The following is a 14,076-nucleotide window of genomic DNA, read 5'->3' on the forward strand; positions in this document are numbered from 1 at the left end:
TCCTTTGGCAATGGGTGCTGCGCGGGTTTCAAAGCGACTCATCGAGCGCTTCAGAGGTCAACCGTGGCGCGCGCGGAGAACGCGCGGCCCGGCTTCTGGACACCGACGATGTCGAAGGCGCGAGCGTCGGTGAGATTCTGGAGATTGAAGGAGAAGGAGAAGGCGCGTTGCTGGACGCGGGTGCGGTAGGTGAGCGCGGCGAAGTGCAGCACCTGCGTGGGCACCCGCGCCTTGTCGCCCCCTTGCCCGGCGCTCTCCCAGGAGCGGTAGAACGACTCGACGAAGCGGGTCGTCCACTCCAGGCCGAGCGCGTCCTCGGAGCTCAAGAGCCGACTCACCTGGAACCGCGCGGTCGCCGAGGCCTGGAGCCAGGGCATGTTGGGCATGCGGTCCCCGTTGAAGCGGGCGAACTGCCCGTCCTCCGCGAGGTTGCGGAAGTTGAGCCACGTGACGGAGCCGGAGAGCCCCACCCAATCGCCGGGTGAGTCCCAGTCCAGGCCCGCGTGCGCCGTGACGGAGCGGGCGTGGTCCACGTTCTCGTAGGCCTGGGTGGCGTCGCCGGGGAAGAGCTGGATGAGGTTCTCGATATCCCGGACGCCCGCGACCGCGTTGGCACCGAAGCGGCCGACCGGCGTGACGAGCGAGAGCAGCTCCACGCCCAGGTTGGCGTTGTGGCTCGACTCCGGGACGAGCTCCGAGTTCTCCGAGAGCAGCCCTCCATCGCCGAAGAGCTCGTCCACCCTCGGCATGCGCGTGGTCCGCTCATAGGACGCCTTGAGGAGCAGCCAGCGCGTCACGCTGAAGCGCAAGGTGTCACCGAGGCCGCCGGCCCACCGGACCTCCGCGGCCTCCCGGTTCGTCCCCGAGGCGAAGCGCTGCGAGTAGCCCTTCACGAACACGGTGTTCTCCAGCCGGCCTTCCCAGAGGCTCTGCCGATGGGAGAGCCCGCCGAAGGCGGACGTGAGCGTGAGCGGAATCCGGAGGGGGTCCTCCTGCTCCAGGCGGGTGAGATAGGCGTTCTCGCCGCTGCGTTCGCTGTTGTCGACGCCGAGCGAAACCTCCAGGTCCTCCGCGTCGAACAGCGTCCCGAGCAGCCGCGCGCGTCCAAACCACGTCCGGCGCGTCTGGGTGTTCTCGAGAGGCGACGAGCCAATCTCTCCGGCCCTGGCCTGTCGCGAACGACAGGTGCCGTACCAGTCGTAAAGACAGTCGGAGACGTCGAAGAACTCGCCCACACGCTGGTTGTACCCGGCGATGGCGAGCATCTTCAGTCGCTCATGGGGCGACACCTCGTAGCGAAGGCCGAGGCCCAGGCTCTCCTGAAGGGAGGTGACCGCGCCATAGGGCTGGATCATGAACTGGTCGTGCGGGACGTCCTTGTCGTAGCGGCCGAGGTAGCCATTGAGCACGAGCCGGTCGATTCCCGGCAGCGCCTCCAGCCCCACCTCGAGACCGCCGCCCGTCGCCCGATAGGCGTCGTGGTTGCGAGGCAATGCGCGAGGCGACACGCGCCCCGTCACCGGGTCGTCGACGGGGACGGTGACGACGTAGTCGTTCCGCGAGCGGTCATGGAACCCCGCGGCTCGCACGAAGACGTGCTCGTGGGCCCGCCACGTCAGCCTGCCGGTGCCCCGGTAGCTGCCGAAGGACCCGCCCTGGAGCGACAGGGACGCGCCCGTCTCCGGCGCCGCGAGGTCGGAGCGCAGGTGGATGGCACCTCCCAGCGCGTCCGTCGCGAGGCGCACCGGGACGACGCCGTTGAAGACCTCGAGCTGCCGGATGAGGGAGACGGGAACGCTTCCGAGTCCGTAGACATACGGCGAGTACTCGATGGGGACGCCGTCGAGGAGGACGCGCACCTGGTCGCCGGAGAGGCCCCCGAGAGAGAGGTTGGTCCGGCTCCCCAGTCCTCCTGTCCGCTGGACCTGCACGGCGGAGGCACGCGTCAGCACCTCCGCGAGGTCCTCGGCGCGCTCATGGGCCTTCTCCAACTCGACGACGTCCACCGACTCCGAACCCCGCACCAGGGCTCGGGCTTCAGTCGACTTGCCGCGGACTACGGAGGTGAAGGCGGGAGACGCTGACTCCACGGAGGGCTGTGCGGTCGCCTCCTGCGCGGGCGTGTCGGTGGTGCCTTGGGCGCCGCTCTCGACGGCTGGCGGCGCGTCCTCGGGCGGAGGGGCGAGGACGAAGTGGTGGATGAACTCGAACTGGCAGGGGACGGGGTGGCCGTCCTGCATCGCCGGGGTGAAGCGTGCCTTCTCGAGCGCGCTCACGGCCGCCTCGTCGAGTCCGTGCCCGAGTCCCTCGACCACCTCCGCGCGGGTGACGCGTCCCTCCTCATCGAGCGTCAGGAGGAGCTTCACCGCGCCCTCAATCCTCGCGGCGAGGGCGTCGGGCGGATAGACCGCCTCTGGCTGGGCCAGCAGCACCGGAGGGATGACTCCGCCGGATGGCGCGGGCTCACCATCAGCCTCCGGCCCCCGCGAGTGCGGAGCCTCGACGGAAGGGGCAGCGGAGGTCGTCGGCGCCGGGGTCTCGCTCGCATCCTGTGCCCGCGCGGCTCCCATCGACAGCAGGGCCAGGAGCGCGAGCGTGGGGACCAGGGAGGACGGCGCGGGGGCGCCCGGCCAGCGACGAAGTGTGGGCATGTTCTCGGTCTACGGGCAGGCGTCGCGGGCGTGAGGGTAGGCATGATATTGATATTCAAAATCAATATCGGCGCGGCAGACCTCCTATCAGTGGTGGCGGTGTAGGGTCAATCGGGGAGGACCTTCAGGGTGGGGCTGCCCGGCGCGGGTGGAGCTGCGCGCTACTGGGACCGATAGCGAAGAACCCGGCTTCGAGGTGCATGGCGACCTGCGCCCTGGCCTCTCCAGCGACGAGTTCAACGTGTTACTGGCGTGGAAGGCACTGACGCTTTCGGCTGCCGGTGCCTTCCACATTGAGGCGAACTCAGGGCTTCGCTTTCGCCTTCGAGGGCTTCGCCTTGCCCGCACTATTGAGGGCGACCGCCTGGCGAATGAGCTCCTTGAAAGCGGATGCGTCCACCTTCTCGCCTTCGCGGATGTCGATGGCGCGGCGCGCGTTTCCTTCGAGGCTCGAGTTGAAGAGCCTGGACGAGTCCACCAGGGACGCGCCCTTGATGAAGGTCAGCTTCACGACCTCCTTGTAGGACTCGCCCGTGCAGATGATGCCGTCGTGCGACCAGACCGGAGTGCCCATCCACTTCCACTCCTCGACGACCTCCGGGTCCGCGTCCTTGATGAGCTTGCGCATCCTGGCGAGGGTCTCCCCGCGCCAGCCTCCGAGGTCGACGATTCTCTGGGAGATGAGCTCCGACGCCGGAGGGCCTTCACTCGCGCCTGCCTTCTTCATGGTCTCCTCCAGAAATCAGGCGTGCGCCGGGCGGAGCTCGACAGCCGGGGCCTGCAGACGGCGCCAGAAGAAGTACGAGAGCCCCCAGAGCACACCGGTGACCACCGCGTAGATCCACCTCTCCAGGCCGTGACCCATCGCGAGGTGGGCAATGAGCGCGGAGACGAGGGTGAAGGCGAAGCCCGCATAGGCCCACTCCTTGAGCCGCGCCGGCACCGGCGCGAGCAACAACACCACGCCGATCAACTTGGCCCACGCGAGCTCTTTGCGGAAGTAGTGAGGGAAGCCAAGCTCGGCGATCGCCTCCGCCACCTCCGGCAGGCTCAACTGTGCGTAGGCGGTGAAGCCCATCTGCAAGCAGAGCAGCGCGGTGACGACCCAGAAGCCAATGACGATTCCTTTTGAGCGATGCATGTTCATCTCGGGTGACCGTTAGAAAGTAGGGGGCTCAACGCCGAACTGCCTGGCGTACTCGACGTTCAAGCGCTGCCAGCCGTCGAACTGCATGGCGTCAGGGCCGACGAGGCGTCCGATGGGCTCACCGGCGAGCAGCCGATCCATCACATCGAAGCAGATGTGCCATCCCGCGGCGCCCATCGAGATGAAGCCACGGTTGATGTTGTGCCAGAGGGTGAGCCGGGTGCCGGCTCCCCGCGGCTCCAGTTCCCAGCGGAGGTCTTGTCCCCCCCAGCTGTATTCGAGCAGCTTCGGCTCCTCCGCCCGCTTGATCTGCGTCTCGGCGACCATCTGCTTCGGCGCGCCCACGGTCGACAGCTTCGCGGTGCCAACGCTCCCCAGATTCCGGTCGGAGTCGAACGGCGCCCACTCGCGCAGGTGCTCGGGCTCGGTGATGGCCCTCCAGACCTTCGCGGGAGGGTGGGAGAGGTCGCGCACGAGCACGAGCGTCCACTTCTCTCCCTCTTTCTGGATCCTGGCACCCGACGCGGCACCCGGCGTGTAGCGCTCACGGCTGCTCATGTTTCTTCCTTCCTTTCACTGGGGGGACCTTGTCCATCTTGTCGAGGTGTTGCTCCAGCGCATCCAGGTGCTTCGACCAGAAGCGCCGGAACGGAATCAGCCATTCGTCGACTTCCATGAGCGGCTCCGGTCTCAGTCGGTAGAGGCGACGCTGCGCCTCGATGCGTGACTCCACGAACCCCGCGTCTCGCAGCACCCGCAGGTGCTTGGAGACAGACGGCTGCGACAGTCGAAGCTCGCGCTCGAGGTCACCCACCGAGCGCTCCGACGAGAGCAGCAGACTCAAGATGGCCCGTCTGTGGGGCTCCGCGATGATGGCGAACGATGATTCCACGCTGGATATATACCCATTCAGGTATATAACCGTCAAGGCATGTTCCTCGCCGTCGACCGTCGGTCGACATAGAAGCCAGGCAGCCGAGCGGTCGGCCCCGCTCGGATTTCCCACACCCCAAACTCCCCTAGCCGTTGGTGTCCTACGCCATGAACGAGCGCAAGACCTCCCCCAGCCAGCCTCCCGCGGACCGCCATGACCTGATTCGCGTCCGAGGTGCTCGTGAGAACAACTTGAAGGACGTGAGCGTCGAGCTCCCGAAGCGGCGACTGACGGTGTTCACCGGCGTGTCGGGCTCGGGCAAGTCGTCGCTGGTGTTCGGCACCATCGCCGCGGAGTCGCAGCGGCTCATCAACGAGACCTACAGCGCGTTCGTGCAGGGCTTCATGCCGAGCCTGGGCCGACCCGAGGTCGACGTCCTGGAAGGGCTGACGCCCGCCATCATCGTCGACCAGGAGCGGATGGGCGCCAACTCCCGCTCGACGGTTGGCACTGCGACCGACGCCAACGCGATGCTGCGCGTGCTGTTCAGCCGCCTGGGCAAGCCGTACATCGGTTCGTCCAACGCCTTCTCCTTCAACGTCCCGTCGGTCCGTGGGGTGGGGCAGATCTCCATCGACAAGGGCGACGGCGAGGCGAAGACGGAGAAGCGCGAGTTCACGGCTGCTGGCGGCATGTGCCCGAAATGCGAAGGCATGGGCTCGGTGACGGATATCGACCTGTCCCAGCTGTACGACGACACGAAGTCACTCGCCGAGGGCGCGCTCACGATTCCTGGCTACACCGCCGACGGCTGGCAGGTGCGCATCTTCGGGGCCTCGGGCTTCCTCGACCCGAACAAGCCCATCCGCAAGTACACCAAGAAGGAGCTCCACGACTTCCTCTATCGCGAGCCGACCAAGGTGAAGTTCGAGAGCATGAACCTGACCTACGAGGGGCTGGTTCCGCGAATCCAGAAGTCGTTCCTGACCAAGGACAAGGAGGCGATGCAGCCGCACATCCGCGCGTTCGTGGAGCGGGCGGTGACGTTCACCCCCTGTCCCGAGTGCAATGGCACCCGCCTCAACGCCGCGGCCCGGTCCTCCAAGATCAAGAAGCTCAACATCGCCGACGCCTGTGCGATGCAGATCAGCGACCTGGCCGAGTGGGTGCGCGGGCTGAACGAGCCCTCCGTCGCGCCGCTGCTGACGACGCTGCGGCAGACGCTCGACTCGTTCGTGGAGATTGGGCTGGGTTATCTCAGCCTCGACCGGCCGTCGGGGACGCTGTCGGGCGGCGAGGCCCAGCGCACCCAGATGATTCGTCACCTCGGGTCCGCGCTCACCGACGTGACGTACGTGTTCGACGAGCCGACCGTGGGGCTCCACCCGCACGACATCCAGCGGATGAACAACCTGCTGCTGCGGCTGCGCGACAAGGGCAACACCGTGCTGGTCGTCGAGCACAAGCCGGAGGTCATTGAGATCGCCGACCATGTCGTCGACCTGGGCCCCGGCGCCGGCACCGCGGGGGGCCAGGTGGTGTTCGAGGGCACCGTCGCCGCGCTGCGGGCGAGCAAGACCCTCACCGGCCGGCACCTCGACGACCGGGCCTCCTTGAAGCCGTCGGTGCGCAAGTCATCGGGGGCGCTGAAGGTGCGCGGCGCCAGCTCCCACAACCTGAAGAAGGTCGATGTCGACATCCCGCTCGGCGTGCTGGTGGTGGTGACGGGCGTGGCAGGGTCGGGAAAGAGCTCCCTGATTCACGGCTCGGTGTCGGGCCGGGAGGGCGTGGTGTCGGTCGACCAGGCCCCGATTCGTGGCTCGCGGCGGAGCAACCCGGCGACGTACACCGACATGCTGGAGCCCATCCGAAAGGCGTTCGCGAAGGCCAACGGCGTGAAGCCCGCCCTGTTCAGCGCCAACTCCGAGGGCGCCTGCCCCACGTGCAATGGCGCCGGGGTCATCTACACCGACCTGGCGATGATGGCGGGCATCAGCACGCCCTGCGAGGACTGCGAGGGCCGACGGTTCCAGGCGGCGGTGCTGGAATACAAGCTCGGCGGGCTCAACATCGCCGAAGTGCTCGACCTGCCCGTCAAGGACGCGGTCACCTTCTTCGGCTCCGGCGCGGCGCGTACGCCGGCCGCCCATGAGATTCTCAAGCACATGGCCGACGTCGGGCTCGGCTACCTGCGGCTCGGTCAGCCGCTCACCACGCTGTCGGGTGGCGAGCGGCAGCGGCTGAAGCTCGCGACGCACATGGGCACGGACGGCGGCATCTACGTGCTCGACGAGCCGACCACCGGCCTGCACCTGGCCGACGTGGAGCAGATGCTCGGACTGCTGGACAGGCTGGTCGACTCCGGCAAGTCGGTCATCGTCATCGAGCACCACCAGGCGGTCATGGCGCACGCTGACTGGATTATCGACCTGGGGCCGGGCGCTGGCCACGAGGGCGGCAAGATTGTCTTCGAGGGCACCCCGGCGGACCTGGTCGCGGCGCGGTCGACGCTGACCGCCGAGCACCTCGCGACCTACGTCCGCTAAGAGCGGCGGCTGGCCCGGTACCGCCATTCCCTTCCGGGCCTCGGGAGGAATGGCGGTGCGCCCGACATGACTCGCGACTGATAGCCTCGGTCCGCCATGTCCGAGGATTCCCCCGCCTTCGCAGAGCTCGCGCAGTTCACCCTGGACCGGGCCTCGCTCCGGCTGCTTCCCGAATCGTTCTGCCGTCGCAACCAGGTGGCGGTGCTGGGCAAGGTGGACCCGGCGGCCCACGACGCGCCGGTGACGGTGGGCACGACGAACCCGGACAATGGCGCGATTCTGGAGCTGGTCACGGAGTTCCTCCGGCGCCCGCTCCACACGGTGCGGCTGAACACCTACGAAATCGAGTCCGCGTTGGAGGTCGGCTTCGGCGCGGGGCCTCGTGTCACGGCGGACGTCGTGCTGAGGCCCGGCGTCAAGCTCACCCACTCGCCGACCACGGTGGAGCTGGTGGAGCACGTCCTCTTCAACGCCGTGGAGATGAAGGCCTCCGACATCCACGTGGAGAGCTACTTCGACGACGTGGACCTGCGCTATCGCGTCGACGGCATCCTCCATCAGTCCTACACGGACATCGACCCGCGCTCTCTGCCGGGCGTGGTCAGCCGCGTGAAGGTGTTGGCCGGACTGGACATCACCGAGCGCCGCCGCCCTCAAGACGGTCGCCTGCGCGCCATCGTCGAGCGGCCCGAGGGGCGCAAGGTGGTGGACTTCCGCGTCAGCGTGGTGCCGAGTCCCGCGGGCGAGGACGTGGTCATCCGCATCCTCGATGCGAGCGTGGGCCTGGTGCCCGTGGAGAAGCTGGGGATGTCGCCCCCCATGCAGGCCGTCTTCCTCCAGTTGCTCTCCAACCCGGAGGGCCTGGTGCTCGTCACCGGACCCACGGGTAGCGGCAAGACGACGACGCTGTACTCGGCGCTGGCGCAGCTGAATGACGGGCGGCGCAAGATTGTCACCGCCGAGGACCCCATCGAGTACTACGTCCCCAAGGTGAACCAGAAGCAGGTGACGCCGCAGATGCCCTACGCGACGTTGCTGCGCGCTCTCTTGCGCCAGGACCCGAACGTCCTGCTCGTGGGCGAGGTGCGCGACCTGGAGACGGGCAGCATGGCGCTGACGGCCGCGGCCACGGGACACGTGGTGCTGGGCACGCTGCACACCGCGGACTCGGTGGGCGCGGTGGCGCGCCTGCGAGGCCTGGGGCTGGACGACGTGGACGTGGCGGACTCGCTGCTGGCGGTGCTGACGCAGCGGCTGGTGCGGCGCATCTGCGAGCAGTGCGTGGAGGACACGCGGCCCACGCCGGAGCAGGCGAAGCTGTTGGGACGGTTGCTGGATGGGGTCCACACGCGCGCCGGGCGAGGGTGCGCCGCGTGCAACCACACGGGTTATCGAGGCCGCTCCGGCATCTTCGAGCTGCTGGTGGTGGACCCTGACCTCCAGGACCTCATCGCGCACGGCGAGCCCACGGTGCGGCTGCGCCGATACGCGCGGAAGCACGGTCTGCGAACGCTGATGGAGGACGGGCTCGACAAGGTCAACGCCGGAGCCACCACGGTGGCGGAGCTGGTGCGCGTGGTGCCCTATCGGCACATCCTCACGACGCGGGATGAGCGCTTCGGTGTGGAGCCGGACGACGAAGCGTAGACCCACGCCGTCGCGGCGCACGGGGCTTCCCGGGTCGAGTGCTTCACTTAGGAGTCAGGCGATGCGGCGAGCGCCACGACGTGGCGGTGATGTTGTCGCCAGGAGCGAAGGGTGACGTCCTGGGGATGACCACGTGACAACCTGGTGACGCGCTTTCCGGACGACGCGGGAGCGCTTGAGTCGAGAGCGCACCGTCGTCGGTGCCACGTCGCCTTCACCCGGCGGAGCATCCAGGAGGACCATCGTCTTGTGGCTCACGAAGGAAGGAGCGGTCTGGCGGGCGCGGCTGCGGCCCTCCTATGCGTCACGGTTCGCGCTCGCGCTCTGCTGGGTCTTCTGGACCGTGGGCTGGAGTGCCGGTGTCGCGGTGGGCTTCCGCGCGCTCCTCCAGCTGCTCCTGGCGCTCCTGCGGCCCATCCCCCTGGTGGCGCAGGCGTCGACGGTACCGACCTCGACCGCGGGCGCGGTGCTGGCCGCCATGTTCCTGTCGGCGTGGGTGCTGGTCTGGACTCCCGTGGGCGTCGTCGTGCAGGTCGGGTTGTTGTGGGCGCTCGCTGGCCGGGAGCACGTGACGGTTGATGCGCGAGGAGTGACGCGCAAGCGGTGGTGGGGGCCGTGGCATCGCGAGCTGCGCGTGCGCTACTCCGACCTGACGGACCTGTACCTGCTGGGGCCGGGCAATGGGGTGATGGCGCTCCTTCCCTCGGGGAAGACCGTCGCGTTGGCCCAGAATGGCACCACGGAGCAGCACCAGGAACTGTGGACGCGGATGCGCGAGCTGTCGGGGCTGGGGGGCCCAGCGACCGAGCTGAAGCATCATGTGCCGATGGGGAAGGAAGTGGTGTCGCTCGCGCAAGGGGGCGATGTGCTCAGGCCCGCGCGCTACATCCGGGTTCGCTGGGCCTGGTTCCACGGCTTGGTGACCACGCTGCTCATAGGGGCCGTGGTCTGTCTGGCATGGCGACAGCTCTTCGATGGCGCCAGCCTCCTGGCGACGCTCCTGGCGGTGGGGCTGGGGGCGCTGGCCGCGCTGGTGGCGCGGCGGGACTGGGGGACGCTTCAGGTGCGAGAGGGCTGGGAGGTCCGCCCTGGCGTCATGGTCCACCTCCAGCGTGGACTCTGGCGCGCGGGTCGGGTGCGCTATCAGGTGACGGAACTCGAGGTGGAGCGGCATCGGCCCGAGGACGACGACGACGGCGACCCGAGGTTCTCGCTCCTGCTGCGCACTCCCCAGGGCGCTCAAATGTTGATGCGCGGGACGGTGGACGTGCGTGCCCTGGAACACCTGGGCTACTGGCTCGCGCACCGGCTCGATGTCCCCCTGTCGCGTAACGCGCTGGACGCGGTGAGCCGCTCACCCGCAGAATCGCGCGCGTGAGCGATTCGGGGGAGCAACCATGATGACCGTCCAGGAACTGCGCGCGCTGAGCTCCCGTCTGACAGAAGCGTTCTTCTGCAAGCAGGTGGGGCCGTTCGTGCTGGTTCAGCGTCCGCCCAGCCCGGTGATGGCGCAGCTGGCGCTGAAGATGGGCGCCGCGCGCACGACGATGGCTCGCGACATCCCCAGCCTGGAGCGACAGCAGGTCGCGCTCTGGCTGCACTTCGACGCGCTCACCGTGGCGACGCTGCCGCCCGTGGAGGGACAGGACGTGCTCACCGTGGGGCGTCAGCCGGACTGCGACCTGGTGGTCAACGAGCCCTCGGTCTCCAAGCGCCACGCGAAGCTCTGCTGGTGGGGGCCGTCGGTCGGCTGCACCTTGGTGGACCTGAAGTCGAGCAACGGCACGTTCGTCAACGCCAAGGAGGTGGAGTCGGGCGGAGAGCTGCACGTGCGGGACGGAGACCTGCTGGGCTTCGGAGACGCGACGTTCGCCTACCTGCTCGCGCCTTCTTTCTATTCGAAGATGAAGCGCGTCGTCCCGTGAGCCCCCCGGTAGGATGCCCCCAGGGGGCGTGAGCGCACCCCTGGAGGGATGTGGCCGTGGACGCGAAGCCGGATGACTTTGGGCCGCCGAGAGATGAGCAGGAGCTGTCCGCCGTGGCGGACATCCTGATGCACGCCTATGCGATGACGCCGGCGGACTGCATCGCATGGAGGCAGCGGCTGGACTCCCGCGACCTGCGGCTGCTGCGCGAGGGCGGGAAGGTGGCGGGCACGCTGGTCTCCATCCGGAAGGGCCAGTGGTACGGCGGGCGCAGCGTGCCCGTCGTCGGTGTGGGCGGTGTGGGCGTCTCGCCGCTCCATCGAGGGCAGGGGACGGCGACCCGGCTGATGACCCGACTGGTGCAGGAGGCGCGCGAGTCGGGCGCCGCGCTCTCCATCCTCTACCCCGCCACGCAGCCCCTCTATCGCCGCGCGGGCTATGAGCAGGCCGGAGCGCGCTACGAGACGCGCGTGCAGATGTCCGCGCTGGAGATGGGCGAGCGCTCGCTGTCGCTGCGAGCCATCGAGCCTCGCGACGAGGAGGCCATCGCCGCGTGCTACACGAGCGTGGCCCGCTTCCGACAGGGCTGGTTGGACCGGAGCGAGTTCTCCTGGGGCCGCGTGCGCAACCCGCGCTCCGAGCCCGTCCACGGCTATCTCGTGGAGGGCAGCGCCGGTGTGGAGGGCTACGTCTACCTGGCGCGCCGGCCACTCAAGGACTTGAAGCAGGAGCTGGCCCTCACGGACATCGTGGCCACCACACCCGCGGCGGCGCGCAGACTGCTGCGCTTCCTGGGCGACCACCACTCCCTGGGCACGGAAGTGGTGTGGTACGGCGGCCCGGACGACCCGTTCCTCCTGCTGCTGCGCGAGCAGTCCTATTCGGTGAAGGTGTACATGCACTGGATGGTGCGGGTGCTGGATGTCGTCTCCGCGCTGGAGGCCCGTGGCTGGACGCGGGGGCTCTCCGGCTCGCTTCACCTGGAAGTGACGGACGAGCTCTTCCCGGAGAACCAGGGGCGCTTCGTGCTGAAGGTGGAGGACGGCGTGGGCCGGGTGACGCGCGGCGGCGAGGGCCGGCTGCGGCTGGACATCCGCCAGCTGGGCCCGCTGTACACCGGCTTCCAGTCCGCGGCCTCCCTGCGCTCGGTGGGGCTGGTGGAGGCGGACGATGCCTCCGTGGAGGCGGCGATGGCGCTGTTCGCCGGGCCGCAGCCGTCCCTGCGGGACATGTTCTGAGAGAGGGCGGGGGCTCCTCGTCGGGCGCCAGGGCGCTCGAATGGGGGCCCAGGCCGTCGGGTGGCTACCGCGTCGAGGGCGGGTGATGGTAGGAGCCCGAGACCTCATTGCTAGGGGAGCAGTCCATGCGGGCGTTCGTCACCGGTGGTTCCGGTTTCGTGGGCAGGTACCTTCTCGCGGCGCTCAAGGCGCGCGGCGACGAGGCTCGCGCGTTGGCGCGCTCTCCGGAGGCCATCGCGACGGTGGTGGCCGCGGGCGGAGCGCCTTTCGAGGGCGACCTGTCCGATGTGGCGAAGCTGAGGGAGGGCATGGAGGGCTGTGACACCGTCTTCCACTCGGCCGCGCTGGTGAAGTCGTGGGCGCCTCGCGCGGAGTACTACGAGGCCAACGTGCGCGGCACGGAGCGGGTGCTGGAGGCCGCTCGCGCCGCCGGGGTGAAGCGGCTGGTGCACGTCAGCACGGAGGCGGTGATGGCGGACGGCACGCCGCTGGTGAAGGTCAACGAGACCTGGCCGCTGCCGGAGCGCCCCATCGGCGACTACCCCTCCACCAAGAACGAGGCGGAGCGCCGCGTGCTGAGCGTCAGCTCCGCGGACTTCACCACGGTGGCGGTGCGTCCGCGCCTGGTGTGGGGACTTGGTGACACGTCGGTGCTGCCGCAGATGGTGGACGCGGTGCGCACCAGGCGCTTCAAGTGGGTGGGGGATGGGCGCTACCTGACGTCCACCTGCCACGTGGCCAACTGCGTGGAGGGCATGCTGCTGGCAGCGGAGAAGGGCCGTGGCGGCGAGGCGTACTTCCTCACCGACGGCGAGCCGGTGGTGTTCCGGGAGTTCGTCACCGCGATGCTCAAGTCGCAGGGCGTGGACCCGGGCAACAGCTCGATTCCCTACGGTCTGGCCGCGCTGGTGGCCACGGTGGCGGACCTGGCGTGGAACACGCTCGGGCTGCCGGGCCGGCCGCCCCTCAGCCGCACGGAGGTGCTGCTGATTGGCCGCGAAGTGACGGTGAGCGACGAGAAGGCCCGGCAGGAGCTGGGGTACGAAGGACGGATGCCGCGCTCCATCGGCCTGAAGGAGATGGAGACGGCGTTCCAGGAGCGGTCTTCGCGCGCCGCGTGAGGCGCGACACGTGCGCGTGCGCTAGCCTAGCGGGCCGGCCGATGCGCGAGGAGGATGGGCCATGCGAAGGTTCGAGTTCGTCGAGGGAACCAGCTCCAAGTTCTGGCAGCCGGAGGTTCAGGGCAACAACTTCATCGTCACGTTCGGCCGCATCGGCACCGCGGGGCAGCGCAAGGAGAAGGCGTTCCCCGACGCGGCGGCCGCCGAGCGTGAGTACGAGAAGAAGGTCGCGGAGAAGGTGCGCGAGGGTTACCGCGAGGTGACGGCCGATGGTGCCGCGCCCGCGCCCGTCGCCGCCGCGCCGCGCGCGCCCGAGAAGGTCGCGCTGCCTCTCCGCGTGCCCGTCGCCCGGCCCACGCCGGAGACGCTCAAGGCCGCCGCGGATGCGCTCGCGGGACTGCGGGCGCGGCTGGGCTGGCGAAGCTGGGAAGTGACTTCACGGGCCCGGAGCGCGCGCCGTGCGCTGCGAGCGCTCGGTGGCGTGGACCCCGCCGCGCACGCGGAGCTGGCCTCCACCTTCGAGGCGCTGATGGCGCGCGTCGTCGCCTCGCCGAAGGACGGCCGGCTGCCGCTGCGGCACGCGCTGGGCCTGCTGAGCGAGCTGGACGTGGCGGCCTTCTCCCGCGCCGTGGAGGCGTGGCGTCGCGCACCGGAGACGGAGGCGCTCGCCATGGTGCGGCGGGCCGAGTCGCTCGGTGAGCCGGAGCTGGCGCTGCGGCTGGGGCTGTTGCTCGCGGAGCGTCCGGGCATGAAGGGCAGCGCGTCCGAAGAGGGCTGGGGCAAGCGCTGGGGCGTGCTGCGTCCGCATGTCGAGGCGAAGCTGACCTCGTCGGGTGGCTCGCTGACGGAGTGGGTGAAGGGTGTGAACACGGGGAGCGACACGCAGCTCGCTGGTCGGCTCTCGCGCCTGGAGGCGTGAGGCGAGGC

Annotated in this window: 12 protein-coding genes; 7 read left to right on the forward strand and 5 right to left on the reverse strand. The window is 69.0% G+C overall.

Translation table 11 applies throughout. The features are described from left to right. Window positions 1–50 precede the first annotated feature (50 nt). The 5 genes from mxcH to ACN469_RS29300 all read right to left on the reverse strand — a co-directional run bounded on the left by mxcH (window position 51) and on the right by ACN469_RS29300 (window position 4,690). Entirely contained in the window at window positions 51–2,651 is a 2,601-nt protein-coding gene (mxcH, locus tag ACN469_RS29280; RefSeq protein ID WP_498773081.1) for a TonB-dependent siderophore myxochelin receptor MxcH, read from the reverse strand. A gap of 304 nt (window positions 2,652–2,955) precedes the next feature. Continuing rightward, window positions 2,956–3,378: a DUF1801 domain-containing protein gene (locus tag ACN469_RS29285; protein ID WP_498773083.1), complete on the reverse strand. Its 423-nt coding sequence runs from the start codon at window positions 3,376–3,378 to the stop codon at window positions 2,956–2,958. 15 nt (window positions 3,379–3,393) lie between these two features. Next, entirely contained in the window at window positions 3,394–3,792 is a 399-nt protein-coding gene (locus tag ACN469_RS29290; RefSeq protein ID WP_498773085.1) for a DoxX family protein, read from the reverse strand. An 18-nt stretch (window positions 3,793–3,810) separates the two neighbouring features. After that, entirely contained in the window at window positions 3,811–4,356 is a 546-nt protein-coding gene (locus ACN469_RS29295; protein ID WP_498773086.1) for an SRPBCC family protein, read from the reverse strand. Continuing rightward, on the reverse strand, window positions 4,343–4,690 hold the full coding sequence (locus ACN469_RS29300; protein ID WP_176433512.1) for a metalloregulator ArsR/SmtB family transcription factor: 348 nt from the start codon (window positions 4,688–4,690) through the stop codon (window positions 4,343–4,345). Before ACN469_RS29300 ends, ACN469_RS29295 begins: the two co-directional genes overlap by 14 nt. Before the next feature lie 149 nt (window positions 4,691–4,839). On the opposite strand from ACN469_RS29300, the gene ACN469_RS29305 reads away from it, so the two are divergent. The 7 genes from ACN469_RS29305 (at window position 4,840) to ACN469_RS29335 (ending at window position 14,068) form a co-directional block, all read left to right on the forward strand. Further along, window positions 4,840–7,218, forward strand: a complete 2,379-nt coding sequence (locus ACN469_RS29305; RefSeq protein ID WP_498773089.1) for an ATP-binding cassette domain-containing protein — start codon at window positions 4,840–4,842, stop codon at window positions 7,216–7,218. A gap of 96 nt (window positions 7,219–7,314) precedes the next feature. Then, the gene (locus ACN469_RS29310; RefSeq protein ID WP_498773091.1) at window positions 7,315–8,865 is read left to right on the forward strand and encodes a GspE/PulE family protein; all 1,551 of its coding nucleotides are present in this window, start codon (window positions 7,315–7,317) and stop codon (window positions 8,863–8,865) included. 247 nt (window positions 8,866–9,112) lie between these two features. Next, window positions 9,113–10,243 (forward strand): hypothetical protein, encoded by a 1,131-nt coding sequence (locus ACN469_RS29315; protein ID WP_498773093.1) that lies wholly within the window; start codon window positions 9,113–9,115, stop codon window positions 10,241–10,243. A gap of 19 nt (window positions 10,244–10,262) precedes the next feature. Then, a complete protein-coding gene (locus ACN469_RS29320) occupies window positions 10,263–10,790 on the forward strand; it encodes an FHA domain-containing protein (protein WP_498773095.1) in 528 nt (175 codons plus the stop codon). 56 nt (window positions 10,791–10,846) lie between these two features. After that, complete coding sequence (locus ACN469_RS29325) at window positions 10,847–12,028, forward strand: GNAT family N-acetyltransferase (protein ID WP_498773097.1); 1,182 nt, start codon at window positions 10,847–10,849, stop codon at window positions 12,026–12,028. A gap of 125 nt (window positions 12,029–12,153) precedes the next feature. After that, a complete protein-coding gene (locus tag ACN469_RS29330) occupies window positions 12,154–13,149 on the forward strand; it encodes an NAD-dependent epimerase/dehydratase family protein (RefSeq protein ID WP_498773099.1) in 996 nt (331 codons plus the stop codon). A gap of 61 nt (window positions 13,150–13,210) precedes the next feature. Further along, complete coding sequence (locus tag ACN469_RS29335; RefSeq protein WP_498773101.1) at window positions 13,211–14,068, forward strand: WGR domain-containing protein; 858 nt, start codon at window positions 13,211–13,213, stop codon at window positions 14,066–14,068. Window positions 14,069–14,076 lie beyond the last annotated feature (8 nt).

Source organism: Corallococcus terminator (genome assembly GCF_049194865.1).
GTDB lineage: Bacteria > Myxococcota > Myxococcia > Myxococcales > Myxococcaceae > Myxococcus > Myxococcus terminator_A.